This window comes from Kutzneria viridogrisea DSM 43870 (assembly GCF_000525635.1).
Classification (GTDB): Bacteria; Actinomycetota; Actinomycetes; order Mycobacteriales; family Pseudonocardiaceae; genus Kutzneria; species Kutzneria viridogrisea.
On the sequence record NZ_CP007155.1, the window covers coordinates 4657254 to 4670183 of the forward strand.

A 12930-nucleotide genomic window follows, 5' to 3' on the forward strand; every position below is an offset into this window, starting at 1 on the left:
GACGACTGCACAGGTATTCCGGCTTCTTACCCATGGAATCGTCCGATCCGGCCGTGTTTCATCGGTGCCATGAGCAAAGACGCCACTCTCGTCCTCGGCGCGACAGGCAAGACGGGCCGAAGGATCGCCGCCCGGCTGCGGCTGCGCGGCACACCGGTGCGTACCGCGTCCCGATCGAGCCGGACCCCGTTCGACTGGTCCGATCCAGACACCTGGGATGCCGCCCTTCAGGACGTCGCCCTCGCCTACGTGGTAGCCCCGAGAGTGCCGGGCCCGGTGCACGAATTCGTGGTACGGGCTGAGGCCGCCGGCGTGCGCCGGCTGGTCCTGCTCTCCGGGCGCGGCGCCGACACCTGGGGCGACTCCACATTCGGACTGGACATGCGGTCGGCCGAGGAGGCCGTACGTGGTTCCTCGCTGGAGTGGACCGTCCTACGGCCGTCGAACTTCGCTCAGAACTTCGACGAGGACGTCTTTCACCCGCCGCTGATCGCCGGTGAGCTGGCGCTTCCAGCCGGGGAGGTCCCCGAGCCGTTCATCGACATCGGGGACGTGGCCGACGCCGCGACCGCGGCATTGACCGAGAGCGGCCGACACGCCGGACGGATCTACGAGCTGAGCGGACCACGTGCACTCACCTTCAGGGAGGCCGTCGAGCTGATCTCCCGGGCTTCCGGACAGCCCATCGCCTTCCGGCAGATCACCCCGGCCGAATACGCGGCGACGCTGGTCGAGGAGGGTTTGAGCAAGGAGGACGCCGATCACGTCTCCGAGATGTTCGTGCTGATGGAACGCGGGCTGGCCGCCGAGACCACGGATGACCTTGCCACCGTGCTGGGACGCGAGCCCCGAACCTTCGAGGAATACGTCGTACGGGCCGCGGCTGCCGGAGCGTGGCAACGGCGGTGATCGCCTGGCGGTTCAGCCCGCAGGACGCCTCGTTCAAAGACACGAACCATTTTCTTCAGATACCGGAAGGACTGTGATGAGCACCGCCACCAGCTCGCTGACCTTGCTAGTCGCCGCGAACCCAGACCCTCAGTCCCTGACACATCACGTGCTTGGAACCCTCAAGACAGCACTACACCCTCGGGCGGTCGAGGTCGCCGACCTGCACGAGGAGCAGTTCGACCCCAAATTCACCTTGGCGGATCGCCGGACATATCAGGAGGGTGGCAACTACCCAGCCGAGATTGTCCGTGAGCACCGTCGTCTCGAACGCGCCACCGATCTCGTATTGATCTTTCCTGTGTACTGGTGGTCAATGCCCGCACTGCTGAAGGGCTGGATCGATCGTGTTTTCATCAACGGCTGGGCCTTCGATTACTCCGTTTCTTCGGGTCTGCGACCGAGGCTTCAGGGGCTCACTACACATCTTTTGCCCGTCGCCGGCGCCGATTCTGGAGAATTCGAGCGCCACGGGTACGAGAAAGCCCTACGAACACAGATCGAGCATGGCATCATCGACTACTGTGGCAGCAGGCGCGGCGCCACCGCGTTCATCTACGAATCCGAGCAGGCTTCCTCCGAAGCGACATCGCAGAGCGTCGAACGCGCGGTGCGCATCATCAGTGAAGCCATCTTGGCTGACTCGACACGAGCGTGAAGTTGCATGCAGACGCGCGCCGAGTACCGCCGGGGCGGCGCACACTGGTGGAGGACCACACCGACCTTGAGCCCGCGCGCTGGGTGGACCGCACAGGTTCTGGGCGTACTCCGGCCGTCCCCTACTGGGGCTGGGCCTCGTCCATCGCCTCGGTCTGCTGACCGGTGTCTGCCCGCAACAGCGCTCCGGCGCACTGCTCGAGCAACCAGCGCTCGGCCTTCGCGAGCGGCCACCCGTTGTCCTCGGTGAGGCACAGGTAGCCGCTGTACCCGAAGTAGAACCACAGCACGTCGGTGGCCTGCCGGGCGTCCAGGCCCTCGGCGAGTGCGCCCAGTCCGTGCAGGTGCTCCGCGACCGCGGCCAGCGTGCCCCGGTAGCGCTTGGTGGTGCCGTGCAACCCCTCGGCGGCCGTCTCGTCATGCGGGGCGGCCGCCAGCAGCACGCGGATGACGCTCCCGTGGTCCTCGCGCACCGCGCGGCTGGCCGAGGCCACCAGCGCCAGCACCTCCCGCGGGTCGCTCAGCTCGGCCAGTCGCGTCCGGCTCTCCCGCAAGATCGGCGCGGTGCCCCACTCGTTGACCAGGATCCGCAGCAGTCCCTGCTTGCCGCCGGCCGCGTAGACGGTGCCCGCCGCGACGCGGGCCAGCTCCGCGATCTCGTCGACCTTCGTGCCGAAGAACCCCTTGCGGTCAAACAACTCCCGGGCCGCATCGATGATCGCTCGACGGGTCGCCTCCGCGTAGTCCGCCCGCCGTCCCTGCGTGCCAGTAGCCATGGGACGACATCGTACAAGCTCACCTCACTGAAGTCGGACTCATCTGAGATGAGCTACGCTTCAGCTCGTTGACCGAACTGAATGAGGTGACTGGACGTGATCCGAGACATGCCTACGGATGCGGACTTCGTCGTGGTGGGGGCTGGCGCGGCCGGGTGCGTGCTGGCGGCCCGGCTGAGCGCGGACCCGCGCTGCCGGGTCCTGCTGCTGGAGGCCGGGACGACCACCGGCGAGGAGCCCGAGGCCATCACGCCGGGGAACGCGTTCCAGCTGCTCACCGGCCCCATGTCGTGGGGCGACCTGACCACGCCGCAGTCCGCGCTCGGCGGGCGCCGGATCGGGCTGGCGCAGGGCCGCGGGCTGGGCGGCGGCAGCAGCATGAACATGATGGCGTGGTTCCACGGCCGTCCCGAGGACTACGACGCCTGGCTGACCCAGGGCGCGACCGGCTGGGCCTGGGACGACGTGCGGCCCGTGCTGCGCGACATCGAGGACAACGACCGCGGCGGCGACGACCGGCATGGCACCGGTGGGCCGATGGCGATCAGCTCGGTGCGCGACGCCGGCGCTCTGCCGCTCACCTTCGTGGCGGGCGGGGTCGAGCACGGGCTGCCGCTGGTCGAGGACTTCAACGGCGCGTTCGACGAGGGCGTGGGCCTCGCGCAGAGCAACACCCGCGACGGGCGGCGGCACAGCGTCGTGCACGGCTACCTCAAGCCGGCCCGCAGCCGGGAGAACCTGGTCGTCGCCACCGGCCAGCAGGTCACTTCGATCATCCTGGACGGCGAGCGCGCCCTCGGCGTGCGCGTCGGCGACACCGAGGTCCTCGCCCGCCGGGGCGTGGTGCTGTGCGCGGGCGCGCTGCGCAGCCCGCAGCTGTTGATGCTCTCCGGCCTCGGCCCGGCCGGCCACCTTGCCGAGCACGGCATCCCCGTGGTCCGCGACCTCGCCGGCGTCGGCGCCAACCTGCAGGACCACCCGATGGTCACGCCGGTCTGGCCGGTCCTCGACGGCAGTCCACTGTGGAACACCCTGACCGAGGCCGATGTCCGTGACTACCAGCTGCTGCGCCGCGGTCCGCTGGCCTCGCTCACCCAGGCGGCCGGCCTGCTGCGCAGCGGAGCCGACCGCCCGGTGGCCGACATCCAGCTGACGCTGACCCTGCTCGGCATGACCGCTGAGATGACCCTGATCGAGGACCCGGTCGTGACCTGCGCGGTCAGCCTGCTCGACCCGGACAGCCGGGGCACGGTGCGGCTGGCCGACGCCGACCCGGCCAGCGCCCCGCTGGCCGACCCCGGCTTCCTCACCGAGGACAACGACCGGGCGCGGCTACGGGCCGGGCTGCGGCGGGCGCGGGAGTTGTTCCGCACCCCCACGCTGGCCAAGGCCACCGGTGGCGAGCCCCGCACCCCACAGGACTGGTCCGACGACGACCTCGACGCCTGGATCAGCGGCAACGTCGGCAGCGAGTGGCACCCGGTCGGCACCTGCCGGATGGGCACCGACGCCGGCGCCGTCGTCGACCCGCGGACCATGGCCGTGCACGACGTGGCCGGCCTGTTCGTCGCCGACGCCTCCGTCATGCCCACCATCACCCGGGGCAACACTCAGGCGCCGACGATCATGATCGCCGAGCGGGCCGCCACCCGCATCGTCGGCGCCACGGCCTGACGAGCGCCTGGAAGCGGCGAGGACCCGTTGGATCTGTCCGCGGTGATCGGGAGGAGATCGGTCACCGGCAACGCGTGCTCGTAGCGCTGAGACCAGGAACCGTTGTCTCGCCTGCCTCGACGCGGGCGGCTGTCCGGCGGACACGGCGCGCCGAGCGCATCGAGGAATCGGAGATCCCTCGACACCGTGACCGGCTTCTTGACGACAAGATCTGTGTCATGCAGGAGATTGTCAACGTGGAGGGTTCGAAGAGCCCTCAGCTGCCGTGCTGGCGCATCTGGGCTTGGAATCGGCCGTGTCAGGCTGCGGGGTGGCCCTCATCCCAGCTTGGCCGGCCAGCCCGCAACGTCCCGACGTGGTGGGAACGGTCGATCAGGTGCGCGATGTCCACGTAGGGGTCGGCATCGAGCAACAGCGCGTCGGATGCCGCGGCGACTGGTCCCGCATTCACCGAGGATCAGGTACCCGACCGCCGGTCATGACCAGGCGGCAAGCCCCAGCCAACGGGCGCTCTGAGATCGTCCTCAATTCGGCATGACAAGGCGTTGCCACAGCAAACCTCAGGTCCGGCGCTGCTCGCGCGGCGAGGGGTCGAACGGGCAAACATGACGTCTTCCGATCGGGGACGGTGAGAGTCGAGCGTGACCAAGATGCCGGTGGCGTCGAGTTCTTGGCGTAGCAGGGTGTTGTCGTGGTGCAGGGCCGCGATCGCGGTGGCGGCGGCGTCCAACTGACGGTGGAGGTCGGTGCGTTCGCGGGTCCGCTCGGCCAGTTTCGTGCGCAGTTCGGTGATCTCGTCGTGTTTGCGCCTCGCCCTTGGTGAGCCCGCCGCATTCGGTAACTCGGGCGTCCCACTCGGCCAGGAGCTGGTGGGCGCGGTTCATGGTGGCCCGGCTGACCTGGGCTTCCTTCCAGAGGTGTCCTTGATCAGCCTGCGGTCGGTGCGGTGTGGGCACCAAGGTCGTGGACCCGACGGTTGACCTCGGCGATCTCGGAGATCATGTCGGTCAGCGCCTGGTGGACGTGGGGCCTGATCGTCGCGGTGTGCACCAATGCGGTCACTGACGCCAGGTTCCTGGCTCGGGACAGGTCGCCGGGTGTGGTCGAGCCAGACGTGCAGTCGGGCTTTGAGCTGGTTGATCGCCATAGTGCGGCGCTTGAGGAGGTCGGTTCGGTAGTCGACCAGGACGCGCGGTCAGACGGGTGGGAACCTAGACCACCTCGTGGCCGGCGAGCCCACGCTCGCCAACTGTGGTGCGGTCAGCAGCTCACACGACGTGGCGCGTGCATACGTTGCCCAGTACCTCGGGATCACGGTGGGGGAGAAGGGGCGCCCGGCGACGGGCTCGAGCCGGGCTGGCGCGCGAGGACACTGGCGGCAGTTGGTGGCGCGAGAACGTGTACGGGCCAGGCCTGCCGCGCATACTTGCTCAGTCGTCGGGGTGGGCGGGGTGAAAGGTGTAGGGCGCGCTGCGGTACCCGGCCGGTAGCGGCCCGGCGAACCTGTCGTAGGGCAGCCGGTTTCCCAGCTCGTCGGTGAGCATCTCCAGCACACCGATCAGCTGCTCCCGCAGCCCTGGGCCGTCCTGCGGCAGCGTCCCATCGTCCAAGCCCGCGAGCCCGTGCGCGGCCAGCGCGTCATGGAAGTGGTCCGGTCGCACTCCGGCGCGGGTGTCGTACCCCTCGCCGATGCTGAAAGAGGTGACCCATTCGCGGTCTCGGAAGTAGTTGACGGTTCCCGGGCCCTTGATGGTGCGGGCCACCGTCACCGCCTCGGTGCCGCGGGACAATTTGCAGCCGATGTTGCCCAACCAGCCGCGTAGTTGCAGGTACTCGATCCCGACCGCCCAGTCCCCGACCTCGGCCACCCGCACCCAGAACGGGCCCGCGTCGAAACCAGCGTCGACGAACAGCGGGTCGGCGCACAGCTGGTCGTGCGTCATCTCGCGCGCGGTCCGCGGGTCGATACCGAATCCGTCGAACACCTGCCACGCGGACCGGCCGCGCACGAAGGTCAGGCATCCGGCCAGGCTGAACAACGCCCCGTCGCTGGCGTCCAGGACCCAGCTCCACGCCGACTCGGACGCGGTCATGGCACGGTCACCACCATCCAGAACGGATCGTTGTTGGTAAGCCGGTCGGAAGGTCAGCTTCCCAGGGACATGCCCACGCACGCAGCACCTCGCCGATCCGGTGGGGCGCCCAGGGGCGACCGGGCTGGCCCGGTCGCCCCCGTCGCACATGCGCCGATGACGGTATCGGTGAGCCGACAGGCACCAACCATGCGCACGACAGCGTCGGCGTGCGCGTGTCTGACAACGGCCCGCTGTCCACGCCAGGGCGCAGCGCCTCTGAGGAGAACGGCAGGCCAGACGACGCGACCGAGGTTCCCACACCGAGTGACTACGCCCGCCAGATCGACAGACATGATCAGCAGCCAGCACCGGTCCACACAGGACCGACACGCCGATGGGGCTTCTCGGTGTGGTCGGTCAAGGCAGGATCTCGACGTACCCGTCGGTTCCGTGCACGCGGATCCGCTGCCCGTCCCGGATCAGCCGGGTGGCCTGCTCCACGCCCACTACGGCAGGCAAGCCGTACTCCCGGGCGATCACTGCGCCGTGGGTCATCAGGCCGCCCACCTCCGTCACCAGGCCCGCGATTCCGACGAACAGTGGCGACCAGCTGGGGTCCGTGAAGGTCGTGACCAGGATGTCGCCCGCTTCGAGATCGGCCTCCGCCATGTCAAGGATGACGCGGGCCCTTCCCTCGATGGTCCCTGCGGAAACCGGTAGGCCGATCAGGGCGCCGGCTGGCACGTCCTCGCGCCGGTACGCCCCGGTGACGGCCTCGCCATCCGAGGTGAGCACCCGGGGCGGCGTGAGCGCGTGGTACGACCGGAACGCGTCCTTGCGCTGTTGGATGAGCTGGCCATCCACCTGGTTCGAGCGCACGACTTCGTGGAGCTCCTGGAACGTGAGGTAGAAGATGTCCTCCTTCTCAGCAACCACGTTGGCCCGCACGAGGCGTTCGGCCTCCTCCAGCAAGGCCTGCTTGTAGACGAAGTAGCGGCTGATGATGCCGTACTTCGGGTACTCCCGGTACCCGATGAAGGTTCGGACCCGGTCGATCATCCGCTTGGCCTCGTCGGCTTTCTGGTCCCCGTCCGGCAGGGCCCGCAAGCGTGACAGCACCTCCTGTTCCTTCTGCTGCGCCTTCTGCCGCCCTTGCTCGAAGCGCCGCTCGGCGGCGCCCGGCTCGAAGTTCCTGACGTTGTCGAGGATCGCGGGCACGAGTGTGGTGGGGCGCTCGCGCCAACGCGGCCTCGTGATGTCGATCTCGCCGACGCAGCGCATGCCGTACCGGTCGAGGTAGGCCTCTATGGCGTCGCGCGCTTCGGTCCCGCCCGCGAGCTTCGCCAGCTCGTCCAGGAAGCCCTCGTCCTCGACGCCCTGCAGGAACGCCACCACCTCCGGCTGCGGGCGGATCACGTCCGCGACGTCGAGCAGCGCCAGTCCCATCTCCGACGTGACGTTGTCGGGGGCGGACAGCGTGAGCGTGTCAGCCGCGTTCTTCTCGCCAAGCCACTCCTGCAGCTTGTCGTTGAGCCACCACGTGGCCTCCATCCCCGCCATGATCGCCTGCAGGCTCAGCGGATCACTGAGGACTCGCTTGTGCTCCTCGAAAGCCTCCAGCAGGAAGTCGAACAGCGCCGGTCCGGTCAACGTCCGGATGTCGCGTTCCAGGGCGGCGATGGACGCCTGGCTGCGCTCGATCAGCTCGGTGACGATGGCCGGATCGGTCTCGATCGGGGCGGGCGCACCGCTGGCCGGCCGCCCGCCGGGACCCGCGTCCGGGAGCGACGGGACGAAATCCTCGCGGTCGAGGACGGTCTCCAGAGCGTCCCTGATCAGTGGATCGCCTCGCCCCATGACGTCCAGGAGGCTGGCGCGGCTCGCGGGCGAGGCCAGGCGCCGGGTGACGTCGACGAACAGCCTCCCGCCGGCCTCGTGCATCGGCGCCATGGCCGTCAGATGCCACACGGACAGCCCCAGGGGCTTCATGGGGTCGGTCATCATCTGCCCATGACCAACGGAGACGTAGACGTGATTCTCCTGGTCGCCGGTCTCGGGGATGGGGAACAGCGTCGTGATCGGCCGACTCTGAACGATCTGGAAGCCATCATCGACCAAGCACCATTCGATGTCCTGCGGGCGGCCGAAGTGCGCTTCGATCCGCCGCCCGAGCTGCACGAGCCGCACGACCTGCGCATCCGTCAGCGCCGGCTGCTCCTGCCGCTGCGAGTCGATCACCACTTCCTGCGTACCGCCGGCCGGCAGGGCGTGAACGGCACGCGCTTTGGCGGCGATCGCCTTGGTGAGGACTTCGCCGTGTCGCACCTTGAAGACGTCCGGGTTCACCAGGCCGGAGACCAGCGCCTCGCCGAGGCCGAAGCTGGCGTCCACGGTGGCGACCTTCCGGTTGCCCGTGACGGGGTCGGCCGTGAACAGGATGCCGGCCGCATGCGGGAAGACCATCTGCTGCACGACCACGGCCATGTGGACCGTACGGTGGTCGATGCCGTTGCGCTGGCGGTAGGTCACGGCCCGCTCGGTGAACAGCGAGGCCCAGCATCGGCTGACGTGCTGGAGGATCGCAGTCGGCCCCACGATGTTCAGGTACGTGTCCTGCTGGCCGGCGAAGGAGGCCGTCGGCAGGTCCTCTGCCGTCGCGCTGGATCGGACGGCGTAGGCGGCTTGCTCGCCGAGCTGGGCGAGCGCGCGGGTGATCGCCGCCGCGAGATCGCCCGGGATGGCGATCCCTTCGATGGTCCGGCGAATCTGCGCGCTGAGCGTGCGGATCGCCTCCCGGTCGTCCGGGTTCAAGCGTGACAGCTGATCGAGCCGATCGTCGATCGACGGCGCTTCCGCCATGATCCGCCGGAAGGCGTCCGTCGTCACGCAAAAGCCACCCGGCACGCGGATGCCTTCGATCCGCGACAGCCCGCCCAGGTGCGCGCCCTTGCCGCCAACGACCGCGACCTGCTTCTCGTCGACCTCTTGAAGGTCCAACACGTACTGCTCAATCATTGCGATGCCTCCAAGGCAGCCGTGCTCTGTTGCACTGCGGTGGCCGATCGGATCACCGGCGCACCTCCGCACCTCCGACCCGAGCACCCGCAACCGCACTGCTGGTCCCACCACTGGTTCGACGTCACCGCGCCCCCCATACGTCGACAACAACACATGAACGTCGTGCCCTCATTTCCGCAGGTTGTGGCATCGGCCGACGATTCTGCGCCGTGACCCGGGTCTTGCGGCAAGCCCCCCAGCGCGCTATATATTGAAAGTGGCAAGGAGAGGGCTCTCCTTGCCTTTGCCTTTTGCAGCCCGATGGAACTGACGAGCTTCTCACGAAGCGGTGGCGCGGCTGTCTCCCAGGCCGGCGGGCAGCAGCGCGTTGCCGATCGCGACTGATGGGCTGTGGGCTCAGTCGGTGATGTGGCCGACGACTTCGGGGATCTCGAACAGGTTGCCGGTGTCTCCTGTGTGCAGGAACGCGACGTTGCTGTCGACGGGGATCCGTCCGCTGCGGGCGTGGTCGAGCAATCCCGCGAGTCCCTTGCCGGTGTAGACGGGGCCGACGAAGATGCCCTCTGCCCTGGCCAGCTCGCGGATGGCGGCCGAGCTCTCGGGGGACGCGACGGCGTAGTCCTCGCCGATGAAGCGTTGGTCGATGTCGATCTCGGCGCGGATAGTCGCGTCGTCGGGCACGGGAGCGCCCAACGTGGCCAGAACGGCCTTGGTCCGCTCCACGATCACGCCGGGGTTCATCCAGTCTCCGTCGTTGTACTGCTGGATCGAGATCGACCGGAACTTCACCGGGTGACCCAGACTCAGCTTGGCGGCCAGCATCCCCGGTAGCGCGGTCCCGGTGCCGATCGTGTGGTAGACGAAGTCGAGGTCGACTCCCGCGGAACCGGACTGCTCCAGCATCTCCCGGAACGTCAGGGCGTGCGCGATGAAGCCGTCGGGGTGCGCACCACCGGTTCCGACGACGAGGACCTTGTGCCCCTGCGCTTCAAGTTCGGCCTTGCGGCCGGTGATGGCGTCGGTGATCCGCGCGGCCGCTTCTGGGACCGTCCAGACGTTGCCGCTGACGTTGATGACGTGGGTCTCCACACCCATCGTCTTGTTGAGCAGGTAGTTGCCGCGGAACTCGGCTAGCTCACCGTGCCGGGGCACGTTCCGCGTCAGGACCAGGATCGGCGTGATCCTCGCGCTCAGGCAGGCGGCAGCGAACTGTAGACCCGAGTTGGTCAGGTACGCGCCCTGGGTGATCAGGTGCGTCACCCCCTCCTCGACGGCCCGCCCCAGGATGAACTCAGCCAGACGCGTCTTGCTCCCGCTGATCGCGCTGGGGCCGGCCAGGTCCTCGCGCTTCATGAAGAGGTTGATCCCGTACGCCGCCGACAGGTTGGGCAAGGCGTGGAACGGAGTGGGATAGAACCCGACCCGACGTCGGGGGAGTTTGTCGATGGCGGTGTCGAATTGCGTGAAGTCCATGCGGTCCAGCGTCAACCAGGCCTTCAGATAAGCACAAGCGATGATTTCTTCTTGGTCGATAAGTTAGGCTTAACTACATGTCCTGGCTGTTCGACCCGCGCCATCTGCTGACCCTTGCGGCTGTCGTGCGGCTCGGCTCGTTCGCCGCTGCTGCGGAGGAGCTGGGCTACACCCAGTCGGCGGTCTCGCAGCAGGTCGCGGAACTGGAACGAAGGGTCGGCGCGCGAGTCGTGGTCCGGCGTCCCGTCCGTGCGACCGAAGCCGGACAGGTCCTTCTCGACGCCGAGGCCGCGATCAGCGCCTCGATGAGCCGCGCTGCCACCGAACTTGCGGCGCTCGCGGAGGGCACCGGCGGCGAGGTGCGGCTCGGTGCGTTCATCTCGGCGGCAGCCTCGATCGTCCCTCCTGCGCTCGCACGCCTGCGTGCGAGCCATCCGGCCGTCCACATCACGCTCCGGGAACTGGAGCAGCGCGACACGCATGCCCTGTTGTTCCGGGGTGAGATCGACCTGGCCATCACCTTCGACTACGAACACGCTCCCGAGTCAGCGCCAGCCGGGCTCGTGCAAGAACACCTCATGGACGATCCGATCTTGATCGTCCTTCCCGTCGGTCACCCCCTCGCGGGAGCCGACAGTGTCGCCCCGGCCGACCTACCGTCGGACGCGTGGATCAACACCGAGGTCGACGTCGCCGGCTTGACAGCGTCAGCCGCCGACGGCGACCGGGGAAGCGGACATCGTCTGGACTTCGACGGTACGGACTTCCGCACCGCTCTCAATCTCGTAGCGGCGGGCCTCGGTGTCGCGCTACTGCCGCGGTTGTTGTTGCTGGACGCTCCCCCAAGCGTGGTGGTCCTCCCCATGCGGCAGCCCGAACTCCTCCGTCGTCTCTACACCTGCCGACTCGACACGACAGGCGTATCCGCGTCGATCAGGAGGCTGGAGGTGTACCTGCGGGAGGCAGTGGCGGAACTCTGAAATACCGCACCGAGCCTCCGCAGAGCCATGGCAGCGCCGTGCAGCAGCGTGAGCCGAGTTGGAAGGAATGCCTGCGCCGAACGCTCTCACGGTAGCCGAGGTGCACGCGATGATCGACTCATTGGGTGATGTGAGGAGGGCTCTGAAACAAGAAACCCCGGAGAACCTGAGTCGGCTCTACCGGGATCTTCGGCTGGAGCTGAGCTAACACCCTGCTGAGCGAACCGGCGGTGTGAAGGTTTCGCCTCGTATGGTTAGCGAGTGTGTCCGAGGAGGCCAACCGTGCACATGTCCAGCTCCGCGGGCCGGGCGAACGCACCAACGCTCAACTCAAGACCTGGCGCGTGCTCCGCAAGCTGCGGTGCGGCCCGCACCGTGCCTGTCACCTGGCCAAAGCCATCCGCGTCCTACAGGACCGCGAGCTCGCCGCAGGATGAAAAAGGCTCAGTTATAACCCCGCCGTTCGGCCGGTGCGGGCACGGCTGCACCAACGGGTACACCCTTCTGCCCGTTCTCCGCGCGACAACGGCCCTGACGTATTCGCTGGGTAGGGTGATCGTGAACCACTGCAGTATCCTAGGAGGTCAGGTGCTCGACATTCAGGAAATTTCCGACCGGCTGGAGATCCAGGAGCTGCTGGTGGCTTACGCGACCGCGATCGACAGCCAGGATTTCGACGCCCTGGACCAGATATTCACCGACGACGCCTACATCGACTACACGACATTCGGCGGCATCGCGGGTGTCCGCGCCGAAATGAAGCAATTCCTCGCGTCGAGCATGGCGCAGTTCACCGCTTGCCAGCACCTGATCGCCAACCCGGAGATCCGCTTCGACGGCGACCGCGCGACGGGGCGGGTGATGTGCCTGAACACGCTCGTGTTTCCGGTCAAGGACGGCGACCCGCGGATCGCGTTGCTGGGCATGTGGTACATCGACGAGTACACCCGCACGCCGGAGGGCTGGCGGATTTCCCGGCGCAGCCAGGAGCGCAGCTGGACGCAGGGGCTCGGCGACCTCGCCGAACACACACGCTGACCCGCGTTCCCGAGCGGCGGGGAGCCCACGACGAACGTGGGCTCCCATTTGTCCAAGTCCCGGAGCGCACCACTGCGGGACGATGACGTCATGGGCATCGACTACGCATTCGCAGGTGCCAGTCGCGCATCCGCCCGGAGCCGACCTGTCACGGCACCCCTGCCGGAGCCGTTCGGTCCCGGCGAGTAAGTGAGCGCTCGCTCGCATCGAGACCGCGGGGCGTCGCGCTCGGGGCTCCGCCGCCCACAGGCCAACATGCCGTCCGACACCGACCCGCACGACTTCCCCGTC

At 68.0% G+C, this 12930-nt stretch carries 11 protein-coding genes and 1 pseudogene; 7 read left to right on the plus strand and 5 right to left on the minus strand.

Going from position 1 to position 12930, the window contains the following annotated elements:
* Positions 1-69 precede the first annotated feature (69 nt).
* Together KALB_RS20390 and KALB_RS20395 are read left to right on the plus strand one after the other, a co-directional pair.
* A complete protein-coding gene (locus tag KALB_RS20390; protein ID WP_025357566.1) occupies positions 70-909 on the plus strand; it encodes an NAD(P)H-binding protein in 840 nt (279 codons plus the stop codon).
* Between the two features lie 76 nt (positions 910-985).
* Complete coding sequence (locus KALB_RS20395; protein WP_025357567.1) at positions 986-1606, plus strand: NAD(P)H-dependent oxidoreductase; 621 nt, start codon at positions 986-988, stop codon at positions 1604-1606.
* Positions 1607-1727: 121 nt separating this feature from the next.
* Here KALB_RS20395 and KALB_RS20400 read toward each other — a convergent pair whose 3' ends face one another.
* Entirely contained in the window at positions 1728-2381 is a 654-nt protein-coding gene (locus KALB_RS20400; RefSeq protein ID WP_025357568.1) for a TetR/AcrR family transcriptional regulator, read from the minus strand.
* A 108-nt stretch (positions 2382-2489) separates the two neighbouring features.
* On the opposite strand from KALB_RS20400, the gene KALB_RS20405 reads away from it, so the two are divergent.
* Both KALB_RS20405 and KALB_RS49860 read left to right on the plus strand, forming a co-directional pair.
* Positions 2490-4055, plus strand: coding sequence for a GMC family oxidoreductase (locus KALB_RS20405; protein WP_025357569.1), 1566 nt, complete (start codon positions 2490-2492; stop codon positions 4053-4055).
* Positions 4056-4746: 691 nt separating this feature from the next.
* A complete protein-coding gene (locus tag KALB_RS49860; RefSeq protein ID WP_268872259.1) occupies positions 4747-4878 on the plus strand; it encodes a hypothetical protein in 132 nt (43 codons plus the stop codon).
* A gap of 104 nt (positions 4879-4982) precedes the next feature.
* Here the strand turns inward: KALB_RS49860 and KALB_RS49865 are convergent, their stop codons facing one another.
* The 4 genes from KALB_RS49865 to KALB_RS20420 form a co-directional block, all read right to left on the minus strand.
* Entirely contained in the window at positions 4983-5117 is a 135-nt protein-coding gene (locus tag KALB_RS49865; protein WP_268872260.1) for a hypothetical protein, read from the minus strand.
* 368 nt (positions 5118-5485) lie between these two features.
* Positions 5486-6148 (minus strand): DUF6461 domain-containing protein, encoded by a 663-nt coding sequence (locus KALB_RS20410; RefSeq protein ID WP_025357570.1) that lies wholly within the window; start codon positions 6146-6148, stop codon positions 5486-5488.
* A 399-nt stretch (positions 6149-6547) separates the two neighbouring features.
* On the minus strand, positions 6548-9145 hold the full coding sequence (rph, locus tag KALB_RS20415; RefSeq protein WP_025357571.1) for a rifamycin-inactivating phosphotransferase: 2598 nt from the start codon (positions 9143-9145) through the stop codon (positions 6548-6550).
* A gap of 399 nt (positions 9146-9544) precedes the next feature.
* Complete coding sequence (locus tag KALB_RS20420; protein ID WP_025357572.1) at positions 9545-10621, minus strand: 1-aminocyclopropane-1-carboxylate deaminase/D-cysteine desulfhydrase; 1077 nt, start codon at positions 10619-10621, stop codon at positions 9545-9547.
* Positions 10622-10698: 77 nt separating this feature from the next.
* On the opposite strand from KALB_RS20420, the gene KALB_RS20425 reads away from it, so the two are divergent.
* From KALB_RS20425 to KALB_RS20430, 3 genes and pseudogenes are all read left to right on the plus strand, one after another.
* Positions 10699-11601, plus strand: a complete 903-nt coding sequence (locus KALB_RS20425; protein ID WP_051913245.1) for a LysR family transcriptional regulator — start codon at positions 10699-10701, stop codon at positions 11599-11601.
* Positions 11602-11870: 269 nt separating this feature from the next.
* Positions 11871-12038 (plus strand): annotated as a pseudogene (locus KALB_RS45460) (IS5/IS1182 family transposase); the annotation flags it as partial.
* A gap of 151 nt (positions 12039-12189) precedes the next feature.
* Positions 12190-12639, plus strand: a complete 450-nt coding sequence (locus tag KALB_RS20430) for a nuclear transport factor 2 family protein (RefSeq protein ID WP_025357574.1) — start codon at positions 12190-12192, stop codon at positions 12637-12639.
* The last annotated feature ends 291 nt before the right edge of the window (positions 12640-12930 follow it).

Excerpts from the sequence above, each read along its gene's own strand:
- KALB_RS20405 (WP_025357569.1), top strand. The coding sequence starts at position 2,490 with ATGCCTACGGATGCGGACTTCGTCGTGGTGGGGGCTGGCGCGGCCGGG.
- KALB_RS20425 (WP_051913245.1), top strand. The coding sequence starts at position 10,699 with ATGTCCTGGCTGTTCGACCCGCGCCATCTGCTGACCCTTGCGGCTGTC.
- KALB_RS20410 (WP_025357570.1), bottom strand. The coding sequence starts at position 6,148 with ATGACCGCGTCCGAGTCGGCGTGGAGCTGGGTCCTGGACGCCAGCGAC.
- rph (WP_025357571.1), bottom strand. The coding sequence starts at position 9,145 with ATGATTGAGCAGTACGTGTTGGACCTTCAAGAGGTCGACGAGAAGCAG.
- KALB_RS20395 (WP_025357567.1), top strand. The coding sequence starts at position 986 with ATGAGCACCGCCACCAGCTCGCTGACCTTGCTAGTCGCCGCGAACCCA.
- KALB_RS20420 (WP_025357572.1), bottom strand. The coding sequence starts at position 10,621 with ATGGACTTCACGCAATTCGACACCGCCATCGACAAACTCCCCCGACGT.
- KALB_RS20400 (WP_025357568.1), bottom strand. The coding sequence starts at position 2,381 with ATGGCTACTGGCACGCAGGGACGGCGGGCGGACTACGCGGAGGCGACC.
- KALB_RS20390 (WP_025357566.1), top strand. The coding sequence starts at position 70 with ATGAGCAAAGACGCCACTCTCGTCCTCGGCGCGACAGGCAAGACGGGC.